This is a genomic window from Sediminimonas qiaohouensis DSM 21189 (assembly GCF_000423645.1).
GTDB classification, from domain to species: domain Bacteria; phylum Pseudomonadota; class Alphaproteobacteria; order Rhodobacterales; family Rhodobacteraceae; genus Sediminimonas; species Sediminimonas qiaohouensis.
Genome location: NZ_AUIJ01000016.1, coordinates 1 through 24,692 on the forward strand (window position 1 = coordinate 1; position 24,692 = coordinate 24,692).

Genomic DNA, 24,692 nt, shown 5'->3' on the forward strand with positions numbered 1-24,692 from the left:
CCGCGCCTGCGCCCATTGCTCACGCCGCCGAATGATGGCAAACAGAAGGAGAACAGGCTCGACTTAAGGGTGGCCCTGAAAAAAGGGGCAGGTCACGGCCTGCCAACCGAGGGCGCCATCGCCCACGTGCTGGTCAGCAAGTATGCCGACCACCTGCCGTTATACCGCCAGAGCCAGATGCTGGCCCGGTCGGGTGTTGAGATCAACCGTGGCACCCTGGCCGACTGGGTTGGCGTTGCAGCGTTCCACTTGCGGCCCGTCGTTGATCGACTGGCCGAGCACCTGAAGGCATCCACCAAGCTGTTCATGGACGAGACCACGGCACCGGTGCTCGATCCTGGACGCGGTCGAACCAAGACCGGCTATCTCTGGGCGCTGGCCCGTGATGACCGCAGGTGGGGCGGCGCCGACCCGCCAGGGGTGGTGTTCTTCTACGCCCCGGACCGGAGCGGGCAGAACGCTGAGACGTTCCTGCGCGGCTTCGACGGGATCCTCCAGCTCGACGGATATACGGGCTACAATCGCCTGACGCGCCCCTCCCGCAAGGGCGGCGACCCCATCCGCGTGGCCCATTGCTGGGCGCACGCCCGACGCAAGCTGAAGGAAGTCTTCGACCGCGACGGTTCCGAGATCGCCGCCGAGGGCCTGCGCCGCATCGCCGAGATCTACAAGGTCGAGGCTGACATCTGCGGCTGTGCCCCTGGGCAACGGCTCTCGGCCCGACAAGCGCGAACGGCACCCCTGGTCGCCGCCTTTGGCGAATGGTTGCAGAAGCAGCGCCTGCGCGTATCGGCAAAATCCCGGCTCGGGGAGAAGCTTGCCTATATCCACCGCCACTGGGACGGGTTGCAGACCTTTCTCCATGACGGCCGCGTCGAGATCGATTCCAACAGCGTCGAGAACCTGATCCGCCCGATCGCGCTGAACCGAAAAAACGCCTTATTCGCGGGCCACGACGAGGGTGGCAAGGCCTGGGGCCGCATCGCGTCGCTGATCGGGACCGCCAAGATCAACAGCGTCGAACCGTTCGCCTATCTAAAGGCTACCCTCGAGGCCATCGCAGCCGGTCACCCCCAGAACCGCATCGACGACCTGCTGCCATGGAACTTCCAGCCGTCAAGCTAAAAGCGACGTGCCGTCCAGCTTGCGCTTACTCTCCTCCGCATGCCGCAGTATCCGCAACTTGCGTTGAATCTCGCGTTGATCCTTCGTCATGAACATCTCCTTCTTCCCAAACCTGGGAGATTAAAGGAAATGTCCCGCGAGTAACGGCATATCTACACTCCAGGCCATCGTGATCTCCGTTCTGTTTCGCAACCGAACAGAATCACAACCTGCTGAATTCACTCAACTCATTTCCGACCAGCCTCTCAGATATATGTCCAAATTTTTCCATCCTGGACCACTCTCGATTCCGAGAGAAGCTTCTCGAGATGTGCCGTAACATTTCGTTCGGCGGCCATTGCAATATGCGGATCGGACTTCTTGTAGACCGAAGCGGCAATATTCTTGACTGTATCCGGGGTGTTCCTCAGGTGCGCAAGAATCTCCGCTTCCCGACGCATCCGGTTGGCGAGCAGCCGTTCGGCATAGGGTTGCGGATCCCGGAGAACCGGACCGTGACCCGGCAAGCAAATCTTGTCGTCACGCTCGATCAGCCGCTGAAGCTGGGCACAGTAATCGTGCATGTTGCCGTCGGGCGGGCTCACGATCGAGCTGTTCCAACTCATTATATGATCGCCGGTAAATAGAATCCCGCCCTGACGCGCAAAGCAGAGGTGATCGCTCGCATGACCCGGTGTGTGCAGGACAGTAAGACCTGCGATTACCTCTCCGTCCTCCAAGAACCCGTCAGGTTGAAACGCGTCATCCGGAAATGCCCGTGAGACATAAACGGGCAGACCTGTCTTTTCGCGCAATACCGGGGCCGCGCCGAAGTGATCGGAATGGTGATGGGTGACGAGAATCCCGGTTGGGTTGGCTCCCAGATTCCCGATAATCGTGTCGAGATGATGGCTGTCTTCTACCGGACCAGGGTCGATAACGAACCGACCCTCGGATGTATCGACGATATAGGTATTCGTACCATGATAGGTCATCTTTCCGGGATTGTTCGCGACAATCCTCTGCATGCCCTCGGACACCTGTATGCATTGCGCGCGGGGAGGTTCCGACTCTGTGAAAAACATGCTGCTCTTCGTCATTGGCTATCACCACTTTTTGACAGCGACCGATCCGCGGCCTGCAGAAAAGACATCGCCCCTGTCGCAGCAAGATGTGGAATAAGTTCCGCTGAACGGATACGTGTCCGACGAAACAAGAAGATATGTTTCTCTGCTTTTGGATTTCGCATCGATCTAATCACCTCAAGACAGGATCCAGTGCCGGTCAAGCCCGCAGCTCGGAAATGGAAGCCAAGCGCCCAGTCGTCACATAGCGCAGCGATTGTGGAAACGTGTGAACAGCACAACTGCGATAGCCGCCTTCGCAAGGTCCCCGAGCAGGAACGGGTAGAGCCCCGCGCTCAGCAATTCCTGGCCATACCCGACAAAACCACCCAACCAGAGGAGCCCGGTACCATACATGAGTATCGACCCGAGACATACAGCGACAGTGGCTCTAACTAATGGCTGAACCGCGCCCAGATTTTGAACCACCCAGCCTGCCGCGACCGCTGCGAGCGCGAACCCAATCAGGAAGCCGCCGGTAGGGCCCATGATATAGGCCAGTCCTGCCGGTGCGGGCGGCGCGCCCGCGAAAACCGGAAGGCCAAGCAGGCCTTCCAGAAGATAAGCAGTAACGACAAGACCACTGCGTACCGGCCCCAGAAACAGCCCGAGGCTCAGAACCACCAGCGTTTGGGTCGACATCGGGACCGGGTAGAAAGGCACCGCGACTTTCGCCGAGAGTGTCAGAAGAATTGTGCCAATGAGTATTATAGAGAACTCTCGGGTCGATCTTGCGATTGGTCGACGTTGGGTGGTTTCCATATTCATGTCGTTGGTCCTCGTGTCAGCAGATTTTCGACTTTCCTAGAGTACTGGCTCACATACGCTTGGCAACTTCTTCAAGCATGACCTCGCTCGCCCCGCCGCCAATGGCCTGCACGCGGGCATCGCGCGACATGCGTTCCACGGGCGTTTCGCGCATATAGCCCATACCGCCGTGGAACTGCACACAATCGTAGAGCACAGAGTTCACCAGCTCGCCGCAATAGGCCTTGACCATGGAGACCTCTTTCACGCAGTCGTGGCCCGCGGCGTCCAGCCTGGCCGCATGATAGACAAGCTGGCGACCTGCCTCGATCCGGGTCTGGCAATCGGCCAGCCGCTGGCGGATCGCCTGCTTGTCCCAGAGCACACCGCCGAAAGCCTTGCGCTGCTTGACGTAGTCCACGGTCATGTCCAACGCGGTCTGCGCCTCGGCGCAGGCCATCGCGCCCAGGACGATGCGTTCGTTCTGGAAGTTCTTCATCACCGAGTAGAAGCCCTTGTTGACCTCGCCCAGCACGTCGCCGGCGGGGACGCGCACATCCTCGAAGATCAGCTCGGCGGTGTCCGAGCACAGCCAGCCGGTCTTGTTCAGCGCCCGCCCGACCGAGAATCCCGGCGTGCCCTTTTCGATCGCAAACATGGTGATCCCGCGCGATCCCTTGGCATCGGGATCGGTCTTGGCGCCGACGAAATAGATATCGCCATGCACGCCGTTGGTGATGAACATCTTGGTGCCGTTCAGCACCCAGTCCGACCCGTCCTGCACCGCGTGGGTGCGCATGCCCGCCACGTCCGACCCGGCGCCGGGTTCGGTCACCGCGACGGCGGCGATCTTTTCGCCCGAGGTGATCGAGGGCATCCAGCGGGCCTTCTGTTCCGGTGTGCCGGCATTTTCAAGATGCGGCGAGGCCATGTCGGTATGCACCAGCACCGTGGCCGAGAACCCGCCAAAGGTGGAGCGCCCGACCTCTTCGGCCAGAACCACGCTGGACATCACATCCAGCCCGGCGCCGCCGTATTGCTCGTCATAGCGCATGCCCAGCACGCCCAGATCGCCCATCCTGCGCAGCACGTCGCGGGGCACCATGCCCGCCTCTTCCCAGGCGTCGGCCTTGGTGGTCACCTCGGATTCGATGAACCGGCGCAGTTGGTCGCGGACCATGTCGAGGTCTTTGTTGAACGGTCCGTTGGCCGCGGCGATTGTGTCCTGTCTGGTCATGTCTGTTCCTCCGGGTCGAGTTTGACGAGTGGGGCATGGCCGGCGACTGTATCGCCCGGCGCGCAAAAAATCTCGGTTACTACGCCCGCACAAGGCGCGGGCAGGCTTTGCAGGAGCTTCATGGCTTCCAGCACCACCAGCGTATCACCGGCGGCGATGCGGTCGCCGGGGGTGACGCGTACCTCGGCAACGGCGCCCGGCATCGGGGCCGTCAGCAGGTCGGCGCCGCCGGCGCCGACGCCGGCGCGGGCAAGGTGCTGATCTTCCAGAGTGCGCAGGTCTGTCACAGTCATTCCCGCAGGGGTCTGCAAATGCACCCGCCAATGATCACCGGCGCGTTCGATGTGGGCGACGCGCGAGAAAGGAACGCCTTCGATGCGTCCGCTCAGGCGGTCGCCGGTCAGGGCGGCAGCCTCGGTTTCGATACTCTGACCGTCCGGCAGTATGGTAGAAAGGAGCGCCCCTGCCCCGGTCACACGGATCGGCTCGTCCTCGGAGGAGTTCCAATAGGAGGCCGCGCCGGGCCGTCCGGCAGGATCCGTGAGCCGCCAAGACCCGAGCCTTTCCCAAGGCGATGCGCCCGAGGGGCTGAGATGTTGATGCAGCGCCACGGCGGTAAGGGCCATGTCCTGCGCCGCTGGGGTGGGTTTTGCCCAGCCATCGGGAAACAGTTCGGCAAGTCCTGAGGTATGGTGCCGGAACGCTTGAAATTCGGGATGGGTCAGCAGCGCGCGTTGATAGGACAGGTTCAGCCCCACACCGCCGACGGCGAAGGCATCAATCGCGGCCACGGCTTGCCGGATCGCCCCGGCCCGGTCGGGCGCATGGACGATCAGCTTGGCCAGCATGGAATCGTAGTGGTGGCCGACGATTGAGCCCGCCGCGACACCGCTGTCCAGCCGGACGCCTGCGGGTGGGGCCCAAAGGGTGATCCGGCCTGTCTCGGGACGGAAGTTCTCGGCAGGGCTCTCGGCGGCGATGCGAACCTCGATGGCATGTCCGTCGAACTGCACATCGGATTGCGACAGCGCCTCGCCCCGCGCGATACGCAACTGCCATTCCACCAGATCGATGCCGGTGATGGCCTCGGTCACGGTATGTTCCACCTGAAGGCGTGTGTTCATTTCGAGAAAGTAATATTCGCCACGCGCCGGATCATAAAGGTATTCCACCGTCCCCGCCGAGCGATAGTGGATGGATTGTGCCAGCCGCACCGCCGCCGAGCGCATGTCATCGCGCAGGGCCTCGGGCAGATCGGCGGCAGGCGCCTCCTCGATCAGCTTCTGGTGGTTGCGTTGCAACGAACAGTCGCGGTCGCCCAGATGCAACACCGTGCCGTGACTGTCGCCCAGCACCTGCACCTCGACGTGACGCGCACACGGCGCGTAGCGTTCGAGAAAGACCGCCGCATCGCCAAAGGCACCCTTCGCCTCGGACCGGGCAGAGGCGATGGCCTCGGGCGCGTCGGCCAGATCGGTGACAAGGCGCATGCCGCGCCCGCCGCCGCCTGCGCTGGCCTTGACCAGAAACGGCGTGCCAAGCGCCCGCGCCTCTTCGAGCAGTCGCGCGTCGGACTGGTCTTCGCCGCGATAGCCGGGCAGCACGGGCACGCCCGCGGCTTCTGCGGCGGCGTTGGCCTCGATCTTCGATCCCATCATGGCCATGGCGCCGGGTTCGGGCCCTATGAACACGAGGCCCGCCGCCTCGACCGCCGCCGCGAAACCGGCGTTTTCCGACAGGAAGCCATAGCCGGGATGCACCGCGCCGGCGCCGGTCGCGCGGGCGGCGCCCAGAATGGCGTCGATGTTCAGGTAGCTTTCCGAGGGCGCGGCCCGGCCGATGCAGACGGCGTGATCGGCCTCGCCCACGAAGGGCGCATTTCGGTCGGCCTCGGAAAAGACCGCGACCGTTTCCAGCCCCAGCTTGCGGCACCCGCGCTGGATGCGCCGGGCGATTTCGCCCCGGTTGGCGATCAGGACGCGGGCAAAGCTCATTTCACCCGCCATGATGGCGTGGTTTTCTTCAGGAAGCTGTCGATGCCTTCGACGCCTTCCTCGGTTTCCCAGGCGTCGGCCAGTCGGTCGGCGGTGTAGATCATGTTGGTTTCCAGATCGTGGGATGCGACATAGGCGATCAGCGCCTTTGTGTCGGCCACAGCACCCGGCGCGGCCTGAAGGTGATTATGCACGACGCGCTCGATGGCCGCGTCCAGATCATCGGCGGCGACGACCTCGCTCAAGAGGCCGATCCGTTCGGCGCGCACTGTGTCGAACAGCGCCCCCGACAGCATGGTTTCGCGCGCATGCACCTTGCCGATACGGGCCACGACATAGGGCGAGATATTGGCCGGCAGCAGGCCCAGTTTCACCTCCGTCAGGCCAAAGCGCGCGCCTTCGGCGCCGATCGTGTAGTCGCAGACCGAAATCATGCCGACCCCGCCGCCATAGGCCGGACCGTTGATCCGCCCGATCAGCGGTTTGGGCAGCGTGTCGAGGCGGCGCAGCAAATGCGCCAGGGTGGCGCTCTGGTCGACCCGCTCGGCACGGGGCTTGTTGATGTTCGACGAGAACCAGTTGAAATCCCCCCCAGCGCAGAAGCTCTTGCCGTTGCCGGTGAGAACCACGATGCGCACCTTGTCGTCGGCGGCCAGCTTTTCGGCGGCGTCCATCAACTCGGCGATCAAACCGCCGTTCAGCGCATTGTGCTTGTCGGGTCGGTTCAGCGTGACGGTGGCGACACCGCGCGCGTCGGTCTCAAGCAGGATGCTTTCATAGGTTGTCATATCAAGGGCCTCACATTCTGAAAACCGGCGTGTGGCGGCCTGCCCCGGGCACCGATGAGACAATGGCCAGGCACAGGCCAAGAATATCGCGGGTCTGGCCGGGCTCGATCAGCCCGTCATCCCAGAGGCGCGAGGTGGCATAATAGGGGTCGGACTGTTCGCCGTACTGCGTGCGCACCTGCGTCTCGATCTGCGCCAGGTCGGCCTCCAGCTTCGCAGGCTCGCCGCCCTTCTGGCGGCGCAGCTCTAGCATCACGTTGGTGGCGATGTCGGCGGACATGGTGGCCAGTTCCGCCGTGGGCCAGGCAAACAGGAAGTTCGGCGCGAACCCGCGCCCGCACATGCCGTAATTGCCCGCCCCGTAAGAGCCGCCCAGAAGGACCGACAGGCGCGGCACCTTTGCCACCGACATGGCATAGACCAGCTTGGCGCTGTCCTTGGCGATGCCGCCGCGTTCGGCCTCGGTCCCGACCATGAAGCCCGAAATGTTGTGCAGGAACAGAAGCGGGAGTTTGCGCTGATCGCACATCGAGACGAACTGCGCGCCCTTCAGCGAACTGTCCGACAGAAGCGCACCGTTGTTGGCGAGGATACCGACGCGATAGCCGTGGATGCGGGCTGTGCCGCAGACCAGGGTTTCGCCCCAGCCGGGCCTGAATTCGCGGAACTCGCCAGCGTCGATCATGCGCAGCAGAACCTCGCGCATGTCGTAGGGTTCCTTGCGGTCGGCGCTGATGACGCCGAGCAGTTCTTCGGGGTCATGCGCGGGCGGCGCAGGGGCTGCGTCGGGCTGCATCGGGCGCGATAGACCTAACTCGGCCACAATGTCGCGCATCAGCGCCAGAGCATGGTATTCGTCCTCGGCCAGATGGTCGCAGACGCCCGAGACACGGGCGTGCATCTCGGCCCCGCCCAGCGTTTCGCCATCGACCTCTTCGTTGATCGCCACCTTGACGATCGAGGGTCCGCCCAGATGGATGCGGGCATTGCCGCGCACCATGATGACCTCGTCCGACAGCGCGGGGATATAGGCCCCGCCCGCCGTGCAGCCGCCGAATACGGCCGAGATCTGCGGCAAGCCGCTGGCCGACATGTTGGTCTGGCGATAGAAGGAATTGCCGAAATGACGCGCATCGGGAAAGACCCTATCCTGTTCGGGCAGATAGGCCCCGCCGCAATCCACCAGATAAAGGCAGGGCATCCGGTTTTCCGCCGCGATTTCCTGGGCGCGGATGTGTTTCTGCACCGTCTCGTGATAGAAGGACCCACCCTTTACCGTCGCATCATTGGCGATCACGACGCAGGGCAGCCCGTGGACGATGCCGATGCCGGTCACGATCCCGGAGCCGGGAACCTCGCCGCCGTACTGGCCATATGCCGCCAGCGAGGACAGCTCCAGAAACGCGGTGCCCGGGTCGACCAGCAGGTCGATCCGCTCGCTGACCAGAAGTTTGCCCCGCTTGCGGTGACGTTCGACCATGTCGGGGCGCCCGCCCGAGGTGGCCTCGGCAATCCGTGCGCGCAAGGTCTCGACGCGGTCGCTTTGCGCCGCGTGGTTGCGGGCGTAGGTGTCGGATGCGGTCAGTACTGTCGTTTCAAGACGCGCCATGGAATGGATATCCTGTTGCCATCCGGGCAACCGTCATGCGGCTGCCCGGAAATGTCAGTTGCCAGCCAGGACCCCACTTCGCGGCCAAGGCGGCCAGTGCTAGATCACGAAGCCGCCGCCGCAGATGACGTACTGGCCCGAGATGAAGTTCGATTCAGGCGCACAAAACAGATAGACCGCGTCGGCGGCCTCTTGCGGGGTGCCGACCCGGCCCAGCGGGATCATCCGTTCCATCTGGGACAGAAGATCGGGGTTCACGCCGACTTTGATCTCTTTTTCCTCGACCTTGATCGTGCTGTCTCCGTCGGCGCTGCCTTCGGTCAGGCGGGTGCGGATCGGGCCGAAGGCCACGGCATTGACATTGACCTTGTAGCGGCCCCATTCCTTGGCCATCGTCCGGGTGACCCCGAGAATCCCGGCCTTGGCAGCGGAATAGTTGATCTGGCCGGCATTACCGCCGGTCCCGGAGATGGACGAAATGTTCACAACCTTGCGGAACACTTCCTGTCCGGCGGCGGCTTCTTCCTTGGCCCTGGCGCTGATCACCGGCTGGGCGGCGCGCAGGATCTTGAAGGGCGCTGTCATGTGAACGTCGATGATCGCCTGCCACTGTTCGTCGGTCATCTTCTGAATGACACTGTCCCAGGTGTAGCCGGCGTTGTTCACGATGATGTCCAGCCCTCCAAAGCTGTCGACGCCGGTCCTGATGAACCGTTCGGCAAAGCCGTCTTCGGTCACGCTGCCGGCGCAGACCACCGCTTCGCCGCCGGCGGCGCGGATGGCCTCGGCGGTTTCATTGGCCGGGTCGGCATCCAGATCGTTGATCACCAGCCGGGCCCCTTCCGAGGCCAGCTTCAGTGCGATTTCACGTCCGATGCCCCGGCCTGAACCGGAGACCAGCGCGACGCGCCCATCGAGTTTGTCAGTCATGGTCTATCCTTCCGAATGGCGCTGTCAAACTTTTTCGTAAAGTGTGGTCACACAGGCCCCGCCGAGGCCCAGGTTATGCTGAAGCGTCAGGCGCGCACCGTCGACCTGACGCGCATCGGCCTGGCCGCGCAGCTGCTGAACAAGCTCGGTGCATTGCGCAAGCCCGGTCGCCCCGAGCGGATGGCCCTTGGACAACAGACCGCCCGACGAGTTGGTCACGTATTTGCCGCCATAGGTATTGTCGCCGTCGTCGACGAATTTCGCCGCCTCGCCGCGCCCGCACAGGCCAAGCGCCTCATAGGTGATCAGCTCGTTTTGGGCGAAACAGTCGTGCAATTCGACCACGTCGACATCTTCGGGTCCGATGCCCGCGGCCTCGTAAACCTGATCGGCGGCGTTCTTGGCCATCGAGAAGCCGACAACCTCGCGCATGTCGTGCGCTTCGAAGGTTTCCGGGCCGTCCGTTGTCATGGCCTGAGCCGAAATCCGGACCGAACTGTCGAGGCCGTGCTTGTCTGCGAATTCCTTGGAACAGACGATTGCCGCGGCGGCGCCGCAGGTCGGCGGGCAGGCCATCAGCCTGGTCATGACGCCGGGCCAGACGACCGGAGCCGCCATGACCTCTTCGGGCGTCATCTCCTGCCGGAACAAGGCAACCGGGTTCCTAGCCGCATGCCGGCTGGCCTTGGCGCGGATTTTCGCGAAGGTTTCCAGCGGTGTCCCGAATTCCTCCATATGCGCCTGGCCCGCGCCGCCGAAATACCGAAGCGCCAGCGGGATCTCCGAGTTGCCGACCAGTTCCTCGGTTTCCTCGTCGAAGGACGCAAACGGGCTGACCCGGTCGTTGAACATCGCGCCGATTGCGCCGGGCTGCATCTGCTCGAACCCGAGAGCCAGAGCGCAGTCTGCCGCGCCGCTTTCGACGGCCTGGCGGGCCAGGAACAGGGCAGACGACCCTGTCGAGCAGTTGTTGTTGACGTTCACGACCGGAATGCCGGTCATGCCGACCTGGTACAGGGCGCGCTGGCCGCAGGTGCTATCGCCGTAGACATAGCCCACATAGGCCTGCTGAACCTTGTCATAGTCCAGTCCCGCGTCCGCCAGGGCGGAGCAGGTGGCCGTGGAAGCCATGACATCATAGCTTTCGGATTTTCCCGGCTTCTGGAACGGGACCATCCCGACGCCGACGACATAGGCTTTGTCTTTCATTTCTCTCTCCCAGATTCGATCCGGACGCCATGAGTCGAGCGCCAATGCATTTTCTACCATTTGTTAGATTTTACATCCCGTGGGAAGGCAGTGTCAACAACGACACGTCGCGGCTGTGCTTGCCGAATTTTCTAACATATGTTTGAATATTCTGCGGCGTGGTCTTGGTTGTTAGTCTAAATCCGGCTTGCGAGTCGGGTCGGGAATGGGCGCGCGGTTATTGAACATCGGGGCCCTGGGTCGGCGTTAAAAGACCTCTCGCCTATGAAAGAAAGGAAGAAACACATGGCGAATTACTATGAATTCAAAGGCTTCGTTCCCGTTGTTCCCGAGGGGACATTCGTTCATCCCCAGGCGGTGCTGATCGGAAACGTCATACTCGGTCAGGGGTGCTATATCGGACCCGGCGCAAGCCTGCGAGGTGATTTCGGCAGGATCGTGATCGGCGACGGGGCCAATGTTCAGGACAATTGCATCATCCATTCCTTCCCGGGCCGCGATGCGGTGGTCGAAACCGACGGTCATATTGGCCACGGCGCGATTCTGCACGGGTGCACCGTCGGCCGGAATGTGCTGGTCGGGATGAATGCCGTCATCATGGACGGCGTGGAGCTTGGCGCGGAATCCATTGTCGGCGCGCAGGCATTTGTGCGGGGCGAAACCGTGATCCCGCCGCGTTCTATGGTGGTCGGGGCGCCGGCAAGGGTGATCCGCGAGGTCACCGAGAAGGAAGTTGCATGGAAAACCCGCGGAACGGCCGAATATCAGCAACTGGCGCGCGACTGTCTGGCCGGGCTGAGACCCGCCAACCCGCTGAAAGCGGTCGAGGCCGACCGGCCCGAGATGGCGGCCTCTGATGTGGTGTCCATTCAGGAGGCGCGGCAGCAGACGACCTGATGCGCCGGACTCGGATGCGGCCCGATCATGGAGGCCGCGCCGGATCCTGGACGGTCACAGCCGGAATATCCCGTAATGCGGATCGTCGATCGGCGCGTTCAGCGAGGCGGAAATCGACATGCCAAGCGCATTGCGTGTATCCGCCGGGTCGAGGATGCCGTCGTCCCACAATTCCGAGGTCGAGGTATAGGCTTCGACATCACGCCGGAATTTCTCCAGCACCGGATCGCGGATCGCGGCGGTTTCCTCTTCGCTCAGTTTCTTGCCCTCGCGTTCAAGCTGCCGGATCTTGACGTCGGCCATGGTGTTGGCGGCCTGATCCGCCCCCATCACCCCTATTTCGGCCTGCGGCCACATGAACAGCGTGCGGGCATCCCAGGCCCGCCCGCACATGCCGTAATTGCCCGCGCCGTAAGAGGCATTGGCGATCACGGTGAATTTTGGCACGACCGAGCCGCCCTGCGCCATCAGCATCTTGGCGCCGTCCTTGGCGATGCCGCGTTCCTCGTATTCGCGGCCCACCATGTAGCCGGTGATGTTCTGGAAAAAGATCAGAGGCGTGCCGTTCTGGTTGCACAGCTGCATGAAATGCGCCGCCTTGAGCGAACTGTCGTTGAACAGTACCCCATTGTTGGCGAGGATCCCGACCTTGTAGCCCCAGATATGGGCAAAGCCGCAGACCATCGTGGTGCCGTAATCGGGCTGATATTCGTGAAAGCGCGAGCCATCCACGATCCGGGCCAGAACTTCGCGCATGTCGAACTGGGTTTTCCGGTCCTTGGGGATGATTCCATAGAGTTCCTTGGGGTCGTAGTAAGGCTCTTCAAAGGCGGCGGTTTCGATGATCGTCTTCGGCGGGCGCGTCCATTGGCTGACAATTTCGCGCGCCAGTGAAAAGGCCTGTTCTTCGGTGGCGGCGCGGTAATCGCCGGTGCCCGAGACCGAGGTGTGCATCACCGCCCCGCCCAGCTCCTGAACGCCGACTTCTTCGCCGGTGGCCGCCTTGACCAGCGGCGGACCGCCAAGGAAAATCGCACCGGTGCCTTCGATGATGATGTTATAGTCGCTTAGCGTCGGCACATAGGCGCCGCCGGCCGTACAATGCCCGCCGACCACCGCGATCTGCGGGATGTTGGCCTGGCTCAGCTTGACCTGATTGCGAAAGACCCGCCCGCCGAGATAGCGGTCGGGAAAGACGCCGTGCTGCAACGGCAGGAAGCCGCCGGCGCTGTCACAGATGTGGATGACCGGCAGGCGGTTTTCCAGCGCGACATCCAGAAGCCGCACGATCTTCTTGACGGTATGAGGATACCAAGCGCCGCCCTTGACGCTGGCATCGTTGGCATGAATGGCAACCTCGCGGCCCTGCACGATGCCGATGCCCGTCACCACCGCGGCACCGGGCACCGCGCCGTCATATTCGCGACAAGCGGCGAGCGTCGAGAACTCCAGAAACGGCGTGCCGGGGTCCAGCAGCAGATTCAGCCGCTCGCGCACGCCCAGCTTGTTCTGGCGCGCCAGCCGGTCGATGTCGCGTTGGGGCCGCTCGAAACGTGCCGCGTGCTGGCGGGCGTGGAACTCTTCCAGCCGCTCGGACATGGCCGCATGGTTGGCCTTGAAGTCGGGCGAATTGGTGTCGATCTGACTTTCGATCCGGCGCATGGTCAGTCCTCCTCCGGAGCCAGCAGGGCGAGCGTGGCCTTCAGCCCGAAACTGTCGCCCGCGGCAAATGGTATTTCGGCGACCACCCCGTCGCGCGGCGCGGTCAGGCTGGTTTCGAGTTTCATGCTTTCAATGTCGAGCAACGGCTGGCCTTCCCTGACGTGATCGCCGGGTTTGGCGTTCACGGACACAACCGTTCCGGGCATCGGCGCGACGATACGGTCATCGGCGGCCCCGCCATCGCGTCCGGCCAGCCGCTCGGCGGGATCGACCCGCCCGATCGCATAGGTCCGGCCATTCATATGCACGAACGTCGCATCGGGCCCGACGGCCAGCCGCAAATCCTGCACACGCCCCCTCGTCCGAAGCACATGACCACCCGGCGCACCGGCGGGGTCCAACCGGCAGGGATGCGCGCCATCGGGGGTGTTGAGGATAAAGCGGTTGCCATCGTGGGACAGCCAGCATTCGGTCTCTTCGCCGTTGATCTGGAATATCCTTCGCATCAGTTTCTCCATCCGCCCATCTTGCGGTGCATCTGGGGTACCTGCATCACCTCATCCACCAGCCGTTCGTCCGACAGGGCCGCGACCGCCAACAGCATGTCGCTCACATCCTCGGTCGGCGCGGTCAGTGTATCGGCCTGCTCGGCCAGAAATCCGGTGGAGACATCCCCAGACGCGAAATCGGGATGCGCAAGGATCGCATCCAGATAGCCGGTATTGGTCGTCAACCCGAGGATCACATAGTTCTGCACCGCCTGACGCGCGCGGGCGATGGCTTCTGCCCGGTCCGGCCCATGCACGATCAGCTTTGACAGCATCGCGTCGAAATCGGTCGTCACCTCGCCGCCGTCCAGAATGCCGCTGTCGACACGCACCCCTTCGCCCCGCGGCTCGTCCAGCAGAAGGATGTCGCCGATGGCGGGGCGGAAATCTTCCCTCGCATCCTCGGCGCAGATGCGCAGCTCGATCGAATGACCATTCTGCGGAATGTCGGCCTGCGCCGCGCTCAGCCCCTCGCCCGCCGCGATGCGCAGCTGTTCGGCGACAAGGTCGAAGCCGGTCACCATTTCGGTCACCGGATGTTCAACCTGAAGCCGGGTGTTCATCTCCAGGAAGTAGAAGGCCCCGTTCTGGGCATAGATGAACTCGACCGTGCCGGCGCCGCGATAATTGACGGCGCGGGCGATCCCGGCGGCGGTTTCGCAAATCTCGCCCCGCTGTTCGGGGGTCAGCGCGGGGGACGGCGTTTCCTCGATGATCTTCTGGAACCGGCGCTGGATCGAGCATTCGCGTTCCCAGAAATGCACCACATTGCCCTGACCGTCGCCCATCACCTGTACCTCGATATGGCGCGGGCGCTCGATATAGCGTTCGACGAACAGCCGCCCGTCGCCGAAATAGCGCTCGCCCTCGCGGCGGGCGGTCTCGATTTCGGACTCCAGCGCGCCGCCCTCGGGCACGACGCGCATCCCCTTGCCGCCGCCGCCCGCCGAGGGCTTGATTAGCAGCGGGTAGCCCACCGCGCGGGCGCGTTCGACAAAACTCGCGGGGTCGTCATCCTCGATGGCCGAGGGGGCAACCGGAAAGCCGCGCTCCTCGACAAAGGCGCGGGCGCGGACCTTGTCGCCCATCAGGTCGATAACCTCGGATGTGGGGCCGACAAACGTCACGCCGGCCTTGTCCAGCACGGCCACGAAGCCCGCGTTTTCCGACAGGAAGCCATAGCCCGGATGCACAGCGTCCGCGCCGATCCGTTGCGCCGCCTCGACGATTTGCGGGATGTCGAGATAGGCGGCCACGGGCGTCGGACCCTCGATGGTCACCACCTCGTCGGCAATCAGATGCGCCGGCCCCTCCTGTTCGGAGCTATGTCGCAGCACGGCGGTCGCAAGGCCGCGCGCCCTGGCTGTGCGCAGGACGCGGGCCGCGATCTCGCCCCGGTTGGCGACCAGAAGTTTGGAAATACCCATCATCCTTCCTTTCATGCTCTCTCGGCGGAGTGCAGCCCGTCTTGCGCCGCCAAATCGGCCGGCACGGGGATTTCAATGTCGAGCAGCATCTGCGCAAAGCCTTTGCCCTGCGGGTCGATGCGGACCGAGGCGATGCCGCCGCCGCCCAGCGATTCATGCAGCAGGAAGTTCAGCGCATGGCTTCCGGGCAGGTCGAAACGTTCGACCGGGCCGTCGCACAGATGCGTGAAATAGGCCTTCACCCTGTCTTCGGTGAGGGCGGAACGGATATAGGGCAGGTAGTCCGGCTTGCGTGCCAGTATACCGATATTGGCGATGTCGCCCTTGTCGCCGGAGCGCCCCCAGGCCAGATCGACCAGCCGAACCTTGACCGCTTCGGGACCTGCCTCGCGGCTTTCCACTGGCGGCGCGGCGGGCGGATCCAGACGCAGCTCTTTGGTGGCAACGGTGACCGGCACATCGGTGCCATCCACCTCGACCGCGACGGGGGTGTCGGCCTTGTCCTGCAGGAACGAGAACAGCCGCACGACCGGCTGCACCTTGGGCCGCCCGGCAAAGAACCCGGTCAGACCCTGCGCGGTGGAAATGGCCATCGGCGCGATTTCTCCGGCGAAGATATTCAGCGCGCCCCGGTCGTCATGCACCGCGCCGATCTTGAGCACCACTTCGCGCGTCCGGGCGCGGGCGTTGGCGCCATAGGCGGCCTCGGCCCCCAGAACCTCGACGCTGACCTGCCGAAAGTCGCCCAGGTTCCTGTCGCGGAAAATCCGCCGGCTGCGGGTCAGGATCGCCTCGGCCACACGCTTGGCCTTGGCTGGCGCGTCGATGGCGGCCAGCGTCAGCGTGGTGACCGCACGCCAACCGTCAGCATGGGTCGCCGAGACCTTGTAGCTGCTGGTGCGCCCCAGCCCCCTGCCACCCTTGACCAGAACCCGGTCCGGGCCGACCTGTTCCAGCGTGACGCCGGACCAGTCGCAGATCACATCCGGCAGCAGGTAGGCGCGCGGATCGCCGATTTCATACAGCATCTGTTCGCCGACCGAGCCCGGCACAACCAGCCCGCCGGTATCGGGCGTCTTGGTCATGACGAAACTGCCGTCTGCCGAGACTTCGACGATGGGCATGCCCATGTCGTCCCAGCCCAGGACGTCCTGCCAGTCGGTGAAATTGCCCCCCGTTCCCTGCGGGCCGCATTCGATCAGATGGCCCGCCAGCGATCCCTGGCTGAGCTTGTCCCAATCGTCATCGCCCCAGCCAAACTCGTGCATCAAGGGGCCAAGCGCCACGGCGCTGTCGGCGCAGCGCCCGGTGATCACGATCTCGGCGCCGCCGTCCAGCGCCGTGGCGATGGGGCGGGCGCCCAGATAGGCATTCATGCTCCAGATATCGTCCGGGAAATCGGCGCCAGAGAACATTTCCGTCACGCCGCGGGCGCGGATCTCGTCCGCGCGGTCCAGCAGGTCGTCGCCCAGCACGACACCGATGGACAGGTCGATCCCGGCCTCCTCTGCCGCCCTGGCAAGCGCATCGCTGCAGCCGCGCGGGTTCACCCCGCCGGCATTGGCCACAACCTTGATCCCCCTCGCCTTGATCTCGGGCAACCACGGCTCCAGCGCCTTGACGAAGTCCGGCGCAAAGCCCGCTTCCGGCGTCTTGGCCCGCGCGCGGGCCATCAAAGACATCGTCACTTCCGCCAGATAATCGAACACCAGGTAGTCGATATCGCCCTTGGATACCAACTGGCCAATGGCTTCGGGCGTATCACCCCAGAAACCCGAGGCGCACCCGAGCCGCAATTGTCGATCCGTCATATCCACCTCCCTAGTCATATCCCCCTCCCTATCTGCCCGTCCATCTCGGCGCGCGTCTTGTATCACGAAGCGCCACCGTTCGGCCCGAACAGCCGTAAGCAACGCTCGTATCCGCAGAACCCCCCGAAAGAACCATTCCTAAGAACACTTCCGAAATCCCCCCTTCTTCACGACGCAATCAACAACGTCAAATCGCAAAAAGCGCGTCTTGCAAAGTTTTCTAACATGTGTTTGATTTTGGTCAATAGCTCGGTCTCACATTCTGCTCAGGAGGAACACCATGAACAGTCAAGACAGTACGAGGATGGCCGATGTGGACGCCACAAGGGCAAACTATTCGCTGACTGATGAACAGCGCCAGATCGTTGATCATGTCGATCGGGTGTCGCGCGAGGTGCTTCATCCGCTTCAGGCGCGCATGGACGCGGAGGACTGGTGGCCCGACGATCTGTTCCGGCAGATGGGCGAGCTGGGCCTTCTGGGCATCACCGCGCCCGAAGAGCTGGGCGGATCGGGCCAGAACGAATTCACCCAAGCGCTGGTGTCCGAGGTGATCTCGAAATGGAACCCGGCGGTGGGCCTGTCGCACGGGGCGCATGACAACCTGTGTCTGAACAACCTGCTGCGCAATGGCTCCGAAGAACAGGTCAGGAAATATGTGCCGGGGCTGTGTTCCGGCGAGCTGGTCGGGGCCCTGGGGCTGACCGAGCCCGGCGCCGGGTCGGATGCGCTTGGGTCCATGGCCACCACGGCGCGCCGGGATGGCGACGACTACGTGATCAACGGTTCCAAGATCTACATCACCAACGGGCCGATCGCCGATCTGATCCTGCTTTATGCCAAGACCGACAAGTCCAGAGGGGCCAAGGGCATTTCGGCCTTCCTCATCGAAACCGACAATCCGGGTTTCAAGGTGGCGCAGAAGCTCGACAAGATGGGCTTTCGCGGCTCGCCCACGGGGGAGTTGGTGTTCGAGGAGTGCCGGGTGCCGGCGTCGGCCATGATGGGTGCCGAAAACAGCGGCGTATCGGTGGTGATGAGCGGGCTGGATCTGGAACGGGCGATGGTCGCCTCGGTCTGCGTGGGCATTGCCGACCGCGCGCTGGAACTGGGTCTGGAATACGCCAAGATCCGCGAACAATTTGGCAAGCCGATCGCAAGTTTCCAGATGGTGCAGTCGAAACTGGCCGAGATCTATACCGAGGTCGAAACCGCCCGCGCCTTCAGCTATCGCGCGCTGGCCGCCTGTGTCGGCCTGCCCAAGGGGGCCGGGGGGCGCGGCGAAATCCACAAGCTGACCGCGGCGGCTTGCCTTTATGCGGGTGAGGCCTTCAACAAGGCCGTGACCGAAGCCTGCCACATCCACGGCGGCTCCGGCTACATGCAGGACACCGAGATCAACCGGCTGTTCCGCGCCAACAAGCTTCTGGAGATCGGCGCGGGCACCAGCGAGGTGCGCAAGATCATCATCGCTGAAGAACTGCTGCGCGCCTGAGGGGGGCAAGACCATGAACAAACAATTGCGCAACGACATCGACCTTCCGACACATTTCATGACGGATGAACAGCAGGCTCTGGCCGATCAGGCCGGCAAGTTCTTCATGTCCGAGTTCCACCATCTGAACGCGGAAATGGACGACACCGACGACCTTCCGCCGTCGGTTTTTCCCAAGCTGGGAGAAATGGGCTATCTCGGCCTGAACGTGCCGCCGGAATTCGGCGGTGCGGGGCTCGACTTCACCTCGGCCTGCATCATCACCGAACAGTTGTCGCGGTCATCCGCCGCGATCGGGCTGACCCATGTGGCCCACGACAACCTCTGCGTCAACAACATCTATCGCAACGCCAATGACGCGTTGCGCCGCAAGTATCTGCCGGGCCTGTGCAACGGCACGCTGGTGGGGGCTCTGGGTCTTACCGAACCCGGCGCGGGGTCCGATGCGCTTGGCTCGATGCGGACCACGGCGAAAAAGGATGGCGACGATTACATCCTGAACGGCCCCAAGATCTATATCACCAACGGGCCGATTGCCGATCTGGTGCTGGTCTATGCCAAGACCTCGCCGGAAAAAGGCGCCAAGGGCATTTCCGCCTTCATAGTGGAAACCGACACGCCCGGCTTCAAGGTGGCGCAGAAGCTCAACAAGATGGGATTCCGCGGCTCGCCAACCGGCGAATTGGTGTTCGAGGATTGCCGCGTGCCCGCCAGGAACATGGTCGGCAAGCTGGACGGCGGCGTGGCGGTCACGATGTCGGGGCTCGACCTTGAACGGGCCATCGTCTGCTTCAACGCGCTCGGCATTGCGCAGCGCGCGCTGGATATCTCCGTCGATTACGCCAAGACGCGCCAGCAGTTCGGCAAGCCCATCGCCAGCTTCCAGATGGTGCAGGCGATGCTGGCCGACATGTACACGCGGATCGAGGCGGCGCGCAGCCTGTCGCTCAAGACGGTCGCCATGTGCGAGGGTCTGGAAGAGGGCGAAGGCGGGCGCGGCGAAATTCACAAGCTGACGGCGGCGGCGATCTTCAAGGCCGCCGAGGTGACCTCATTCGTGCTGGACAAAGCCGTCCAGATCCACGGCGGGTCGGGGTACATGCGCGACACGGAAGTGAACCGGCTTTACCGGACCGGCCGTGTGCTCGAGGTCGGTGCGGGCACTCAGGAGGTGCGCAAGCTGATCATCTCCGGCGAACTTCTGAAAAACTGAGGGGGGAACCATGAGCGAGAAAAGAACATCGCGTTATGCTCCGGATCTGATGGCGGGCCAGGTGGCCCTTGTGACCGGATCCGGTTCGGGAATGGGGCGGGCGACGGCGCTTGAAATGGCGTCTTGCGGGGCCAGGCTGGCGCTGTTCGCGCGCCGCGAAGAGCCGTTGGAAGAAACCGCCGAAATGATCCGCGCGGCTGGGGGCGAGGCGTTCGTCGTGCCCGGCGACACCCGTGACGAGGACAGCATCGAAGCCGCGATGGGCCGCATCAAGGACCATTACGGGCAGCTTGACGTTCTGGTGAACAATGCGGGTGGCCAGTATATCGCCGCTGCGCGTGACATCACCAACAAGGGCTTCGAGGCGGTGATCCGCAACAACCTGGTCGGATCATGGCAGATGACCCGCGCGGCGGCGGATCATTTCATGTATGACAATGGCGGTTCGGTGGTCTTCGTCACCGCCATTTCGGGGCGGACGGCGCTGACCGGCTTTGCCCACACCGTTGCCGCGCGGGCGGGGGTGACCGGGATGATGAAAACGCTGGCCGCCGAATGGGGCGAATACGGCATCCGTCTGAACTGCGTTGCGCCGGGAACGATCAAGACCGAGGCGCTTGGCCGCTATCCCATTCCCCCGGAACGGTGGAAAGAACTGAACCGCTCTGTCCTGAACCGGATGGGCCTGGCCGAAGACATCGCCGGCACGATTATTTTCCTTGCATCCGATCTGGGAGATTTCATAACCGGCGAAGACATCTATGTAGACGGCGGGGAAACCCTGCATATGGGCCACGATGCCCGTGACATGATCAATCCCGACATGTTCGACAAACGCGAACGCGGAGACGGTATAAATGAGTGAGCCACATGTCCTTCTGGATATCTCCGATCGCATCGCCACGGTTACGCTGAACGATCCGGAACGCCGCAACCCGATCACCGGCAACGACATGATCGCCGCCCTTCTGGACACCTTCGCCAAGGTGCAGGCGGACCCGGAGGTCAGCGTCATGATCCTGACAGGTGCCGGCACGGCCTTTTGTGCCGGCGGCGACATCAAGGAAATGCACGACCCCGAGAGCATCTTCCGCAAGGAGCCACTGGCGGCGGCGCAGAGCTATGTCGACGGCGTGCAGCGTCTGCCACTGGCGCTTTACAACCTCGACATCCCGACCATCGCGGCGGTCAACGGCCCGGCGGTCGGCGCGGGATGTGATCTGACCATGATGTGCGACATGCGCATCGCGTCGGAGAAGGCGAAGTTCGGCGAGGTATTCCTGAACCTCGGCATCATCCCGGGCGATGCGGGCAGCTGGTTCCTGCTGCGCCGTCTGGGCCATCAGAAGGCCGCCGATCTGACCTTTACCGGCCGCATGGTCGAGGCAAACGAGGCGCTGGAACTTGGCATGGTGCTCGAGGTCGTGCCCGATGACAGGTTGATGGAACGGGCGCGGGAACGGGCAGCTGTGATCGCCGCGAAAGCACCGCGCGCGGTGCGCGTCGCCAAGCGCCTGATGCGCAACGCCGAGCGGATGGATCTGCCGGATTTCCTGAATTCCGCGGCGGCCTATCAGGCCCTGATGCATCAGACCGAAGACCACCACGAGGCGGTCGCTGCGTTCATCGAGAAGCGAAAACCCAACTTTACGGGGCGCTGAGGAAAAGAACGCATGGCAGAAGTCACCAAACAGGAGATGGCGCAGATCGCGCGGCTGTGGAATGCGCGCGGCAAGGGTCTGATTACCCACATGGCACTTGATATCGAAGACGTATCGCGCGACGGCGTGCGGGTCCGGATGCCGTTCAATCCGGACTTCTGCATCGATGAAGACCAGACCCTGCTTCATGGCGGTATCCTGACCGCCCTTCTGGACAGTGTTTTCGGTTTGGCGAACTTCGTGGCCATAGAGGGGATCAGCACCATGGCGACCCTTGACCTCCGCGTTGACTATCTGCGCGCGGCACGGTCGCGCGCGGATGTCATCGTGCGCGCGCATTGCTTTCGGCAAACCCGCCACATTGCCTTCAATGCCGGCAGCATCTGGTTCGATGGTCATGAAGAAGCGGAAATCGCCCGCGGAACCGCCTCGTTTGCATTGACGCGCGGCGAGACCGGCCTGTTTGGCGCGATGACAGAAGGAGACGCCTCGTGATGGACAGGAGTCGCCTCGTGATGGACTTGCAAACCGTCAATGCCAACGTATCCCGGGTGCCGTTCTTTCGATTTCTAAACTTCGAGGTTCAGGGCGTGGATAGCCTCCGTGCCAACACGGAGATGACCTTCGAATCACGCCATATCGGAAACCCTGTCATGGAGCTTTATCATGGCGGCATCATTGCAAGCTTCATGGAAGCCACGGCCGCCATCGCGGTTCATCCCGAATTCGCAGAAGTCCCGGCCAAGCCGGTCAATCTGACAGTGGATTACCTCAGACCCGCCACCAGGGGACCGTTGTTTGCCTGCGCAAATGTAACGCGCAAGGGAAAACGCATCGCGAGCGTCAGCGTGATGTCCTGGCAGACCGCCCGCGAGAAACCGGTTGCGGAAGGGCTGTATCATTTCCTGTTGGTTTGATCGTGATGGTGGCTGCGATCAGCAAGCCTCGGCACGTTCGGCGCAGGTGGCATTCTGCCTGTCGCAAATCCCTTCGAAAAGCAACTTGACAAGCATGCCGGAGAATTCGGGCAGGGAAAGATACCCCTCGTCGCCCGCTTTGTTCGGGTCAAACCATTCCACCGTCCAATTCAGGGCACCCAACATGACCTGACGCAACGGCACAATCTTGATATCCGATCTTATGGCATCGTCTTCCTGCGCTTCGCGCAGGATTCTGTCCCAGAGCCTGCCGTACTCGTGACGAATACGCCCGTGTCTCTTCCTGAAGTGATTGGGCAGCATTCCGTAGCTTCTGATGTTCGCGGACGTGAATTCACTTGCCTTGAAAAGAAAGTCCAGATGCGTCCAGATTGCCGTCGCGATCCTCGTATGGTGATCATACGGGGCTTTGAATTCCTGGACCGCGGCGCTGACACCCGATAGCAGGTCGTGCAACCCGGCGTTCAGGACCTCGTCCACGATCGTCTCTTTGGACTTGAAGTGGTAATAGACGCTGCCCGCCTTCATATCCGCTTGTTCCGCGATCTGTCTCAGCGTCGTAGCCTTGTAACCATTCTCCCTGAGCATGTAGGCTGCAGCCCTCAATATCTCCGCGCGGGTTTTTTCGGCCTTGCCGAAAGATTCGGGGGTCTTGACGGAAATGGTGGCAACGGCCTTCAGGCCTTCCGTATCAACGACGTACCGCGAGCACATCCCGTCGAGGATCAGTTTGCTCATCCGTTCCGCGAGGATGCTCACCGAATACCGGTCCACATCATACCATTCCACGGTCCAGTTCATGGCACTCAGTATGAACTGGCGGATCACGGTTACCGAAATGTCACTTCGAAGTTGGCCGGAACGTTTCGCCTCGTTCAGAAAATCGCTCCAGACGCCCGCATAGGACGCCCGCAAATCGCGGTGCGGCGCGCGTGCCTCATCCGGCAACATCGGATAGTTGCGGATATTGGCCGATGTAAAGTCGCTCTCGGTCAACAGATAGGTCAGATGCGTTTCAATGAGCAATGCGAAGGTCTTGCGGAAATCCTCTGGATTTGTCTTTGCCATCCGAACAATTTCACGAACCTTCTCGTAAAGTTGCCTCACACCAAGATCGAGAACTTCGCTCAGAATCTGGTCTTTGGATTGAAAATGGTAATAAATGCTCCCCGCTTCGATGCCGGATTCCTGCGCTATGTCGCGCATCGTCGTCGCGTAATATCCTTCATACCGGAACAGGCGAGCGGCCGTAGCGAGGATGCTGCGGCGGGTCCTCTCCGACTTGCTCAAATCATCGTCGGATTGCTTGATGGCGTCGGATTGTCTCATCATGAACTTTGTTACCTGTAAGCACCGAGACTGTCTATTGCAATAAATCTAACAAATGTTAGAAGAGTCCATCGAAGGCGTCGAATCAAGATCTTTGCCAAGATGATAGCGGAAGAGGAGGTCCTCCATATGCGAGGGTTGAGTGGAAAACGCGTGATCGTGACCGGCGGCGGCAGCGGCATCGGGCGCGCGGTTTGCGAACGGTTCGGCGAAGAAGGCGCCGAGGTTGCGATCTTTGACATGAGCGAAGACGGGGCGAAGGAAGCGGTTCGCCTGATCACCGAGGCCGGCGGCAAGGCGCAGGCCTTCAAGGTGGACATCACCGACCGTGCCCAGGTCGACAAGGCTGTCGCCGAGTTCGAGGCTTGGGGTCCGGTCGACGTACTGGTGAACAATGCCGGCTGGGACGTGATCAAGCCGTTCCTCGATACCGATGCCGATCTGTGGAAAAAGGTCATCGACATCAACCTTTACGGCCCGCTGAACATGCATCACGCGGTGCTTCCGGGCATGGTCGAGAACGGTGGAGGCCGGGTGGTCAACATCGCCTCCGATGCCGGGCGTGTCGGGTCATCCGGCGAAGCGGTCTATTCGGCCTGCAAGGGCGGCATCATCTCGTTCACCAAGACCGTGGCGCGGGAACTGGCGCGCAAGGGCGTTCAGTTGAACGCTGTGGCGCCCGGACCGACCGATACGCCGCTGTTTGCCCAGGTGGCCCAGGGTGACGCCGGTGAAAAGATCGCCGAGGGCCTCAAGCGGGCCATTCCGATGAAGCGCCTGGCACAGCCAACGGATTACCCTGGTATCATCTGCTTCCTGTCGTCTGACGACGCCGGGTTCATTACCGGCCAGGTTATTTCGGTTTCGGGTGGCCTGTCGATGCACGGTTGAACGCTGGTGGCAGCGTCTGTCACAAGGCGCCGCCGCCAGGCCGGCCAGAAGTTACCTCCCTGACTGGCCGTGCCCAAG

22 protein-coding genes are annotated in these 24,692 nt (G+C 62.6%); 9 read left to right on the forward strand and 13 right to left on the reverse strand.

Going from position 1 to position 24,692, the window contains the following annotated elements:
- Nucleotides 1-1,125, forward strand: a 1,125-nt coding sequence (gene tnpC, locus G568_RS18825) for an IS66 family transposase (protein WP_245582942.1), incomplete at its 5' end; no start/stop codon positions are given.
- Nucleotides 1,126-1,370: 245 nt separating this feature from the next.
- On the opposite strand, the gene G568_RS0112940 is transcribed toward tnpC, so the two are convergent.
- The 8 genes from G568_RS0112940 to G568_RS0112980 form a co-directional block, all read right to left on the reverse strand.
- On the reverse strand, nt 1,371-2,189 hold the full coding sequence (locus tag G568_RS0112940; RefSeq protein ID WP_026758436.1) for an MBL fold metallo-hydrolase: 819 nt from the start codon (nt 2,187-2,189) through the stop codon (nt 1,371-1,373).
- 240 nt (nt 2,190-2,429) lie between these two features.
- Nucleotides 2,430-2,996, reverse strand: coding sequence for a biotin transporter BioY (locus G568_RS0112950; RefSeq protein ID WP_026758437.1), 567 nt, complete (start codon nt 2,994-2,996; stop codon nt 2,430-2,432).
- Between the two features lie 49 nt (nt 2,997-3,045).
- Nucleotides 3,046-4,212, reverse strand: a complete 1,167-nt coding sequence (locus tag G568_RS0112955) for an acyl-CoA dehydrogenase family protein (RefSeq protein WP_037374132.1) — start codon at nt 4,210-4,212, stop codon at nt 3,046-3,048.
- A complete protein-coding gene (locus G568_RS0112960; protein WP_026758439.1) occupies nt 4,209-6,218 on the reverse strand; it encodes an acetyl/propionyl/methylcrotonyl-CoA carboxylase subunit alpha in 2,010 nt (669 codons plus the stop codon). Before G568_RS0112960 ends, G568_RS0112955 begins: the two co-directional genes overlap by 4 nt.
- A complete protein-coding gene (locus tag G568_RS0112965) occupies nt 6,203-6,994 on the reverse strand; it encodes a crotonase/enoyl-CoA hydratase family protein (RefSeq protein ID WP_026758440.1) in 792 nt (263 codons plus the stop codon). Before G568_RS0112965 ends, G568_RS0112960 begins: the two co-directional genes overlap by 16 nt.
- A gap of 10 nt (nt 6,995-7,004) precedes the next feature.
- Nucleotides 7,005-8,603 (reverse strand): acyl-CoA carboxylase subunit beta, encoded by a 1,599-nt coding sequence (locus G568_RS0112970; protein WP_026758441.1) that lies wholly within the window; start codon nt 8,601-8,603, stop codon nt 7,005-7,007.
- A gap of 99 nt (nt 8,604-8,702) precedes the next feature.
- Nucleotides 8,703-9,533 carry an SDR family NAD(P)-dependent oxidoreductase gene (locus G568_RS0112975; RefSeq protein WP_026758442.1) on the reverse strand — a complete coding sequence of 277 codons (831 nt, stop codon included), beginning with the start codon at nt 9,531-9,533 and terminating at the stop codon, nt 8,703-8,705.
- A gap of 24 nt (nt 9,534-9,557) precedes the next feature.
- Nucleotides 9,558-10,742, reverse strand: a complete 1,185-nt coding sequence (locus G568_RS0112980; protein WP_026758443.1) for a lipid-transfer protein — start codon at nt 10,740-10,742, stop codon at nt 9,558-9,560.
- Between the two features lie 285 nt (nt 10,743-11,027).
- Between G568_RS0112980 and G568_RS0112985 the strand changes: the two genes are divergently transcribed.
- Nucleotides 11,028-11,639 carry an acyltransferase gene (locus tag G568_RS0112985; protein WP_026758444.1) on the forward strand — a complete coding sequence of 204 codons (612 nt, stop codon included), beginning with the start codon at nt 11,028-11,030 and terminating at the stop codon, nt 11,637-11,639.
- Between the two features lie 54 nt (nt 11,640-11,693).
- On the opposite strand, the gene G568_RS0112990 is transcribed toward G568_RS0112985, so the two are convergent.
- From G568_RS0112990 to G568_RS0113005, 4 genes are read right to left on the reverse strand one after another with little or no spacing between them, the layout of a single operon-like run.
- The gene (locus G568_RS0112990; RefSeq protein WP_026758445.1) at nt 11,694-13,301 is read right to left on the reverse strand and encodes an acyl-CoA carboxylase subunit beta; all 1,608 of its coding nucleotides are present in this window, start codon (nt 13,299-13,301) and stop codon (nt 11,694-11,696) included.
- 2 nt (nt 13,302-13,303) lie between these two features.
- Nucleotides 13,304-13,807: an acyl-CoA carboxylase biotin carboxyl carrier protein subunit gene (locus G568_RS0112995; RefSeq protein WP_245582943.1), complete on the reverse strand. Its 504-nt coding sequence runs from the start codon at nt 13,805-13,807 to the stop codon at nt 13,304-13,306.
- A complete protein-coding gene (locus tag G568_RS0113000; RefSeq protein WP_037374150.1) occupies nt 13,807-15,276 on the reverse strand; it encodes an acetyl-CoA carboxylase biotin carboxylase subunit in 1,470 nt (489 codons plus the stop codon). Before G568_RS0113000 ends, G568_RS0112995 begins: the two co-directional genes overlap by 1 nt.
- Before the next feature lie 11 nt (nt 15,277-15,287).
- On the reverse strand, nt 15,288-17,087 hold the full coding sequence (locus G568_RS0113005) for an acyclic terpene utilization AtuA family protein (protein WP_026758448.1): 1,800 nt from the start codon (nt 17,085-17,087) through the stop codon (nt 15,288-15,290).
- Nucleotides 17,088-17,367: 280 nt separating this feature from the next.
- Between G568_RS0113005 and G568_RS0113010 the strand changes: the two genes are divergently transcribed.
- Genes G568_RS0113010 through G568_RS0113035 form a run of 6 tightly spaced genes read left to right on the forward strand, consistent with a single transcriptional unit; the run spans nt 17,368 to nt 22,373 of the window.
- Complete coding sequence (locus G568_RS0113010) at nt 17,368-18,582, forward strand: acyl-CoA dehydrogenase family protein (RefSeq protein ID WP_084627401.1); 1,215 nt, start codon at nt 17,368-17,370, stop codon at nt 18,580-18,582.
- 13 nt (nt 18,583-18,595) lie between these two features.
- Nucleotides 18,596-19,795, forward strand: a complete 1,200-nt coding sequence (locus tag G568_RS0113015; RefSeq protein WP_037374134.1) for an acyl-CoA dehydrogenase family protein — start codon at nt 18,596-18,598, stop codon at nt 19,793-19,795.
- A gap of 10 nt (nt 19,796-19,805) precedes the next feature.
- Complete coding sequence (locus tag G568_RS0113020) at nt 19,806-20,660, forward strand: SDR family NAD(P)-dependent oxidoreductase (protein WP_026758451.1); 855 nt, start codon at nt 19,806-19,808, stop codon at nt 20,658-20,660.
- Nucleotides 20,653-21,456 carry an enoyl-CoA hydratase-related protein gene (locus G568_RS0113025; protein ID WP_026758452.1) on the forward strand — a complete coding sequence of 268 codons (804 nt, stop codon included), beginning with the start codon at nt 20,653-20,655 and terminating at the stop codon, nt 21,454-21,456. Before G568_RS0113020 ends, G568_RS0113025 begins: the two co-directional genes overlap by 8 nt.
- 12 nt (nt 21,457-21,468) lie before the next feature.
- Nucleotides 21,469-21,951, forward strand: a complete 483-nt coding sequence (locus G568_RS0113030; protein WP_026758453.1) for a PaaI family thioesterase — start codon at nt 21,469-21,471, stop codon at nt 21,949-21,951.
- 20 nt (nt 21,952-21,971) lie between these two features.
- Complete coding sequence (locus G568_RS0113035) at nt 21,972-22,373, forward strand: PaaI family thioesterase (RefSeq protein ID WP_026758454.1); 402 nt, start codon at nt 21,972-21,974, stop codon at nt 22,371-22,373.
- 18 nt (nt 22,374-22,391) lie between these two features.
- Here G568_RS0113035 and G568_RS0113040 read toward each other — a convergent pair whose 3' ends face one another.
- Nucleotides 22,392-23,726 (reverse strand): TetR/AcrR family transcriptional regulator, encoded by a 1,335-nt coding sequence (locus G568_RS0113040; protein WP_026758455.1) that lies wholly within the window; start codon nt 23,724-23,726, stop codon nt 22,392-22,394.
- 126 nt (nt 23,727-23,852) lie between these two features.
- On the opposite strand from G568_RS0113040, the gene G568_RS0113045 reads away from it, so the two are divergent.
- On the forward strand, nt 23,853-24,614 hold the full coding sequence (locus tag G568_RS0113045) for a glucose 1-dehydrogenase (protein ID WP_026758456.1): 762 nt from the start codon (nt 23,853-23,855) through the stop codon (nt 24,612-24,614).
- Nucleotides 24,615-24,692: the final 78 nt, after the last annotated feature.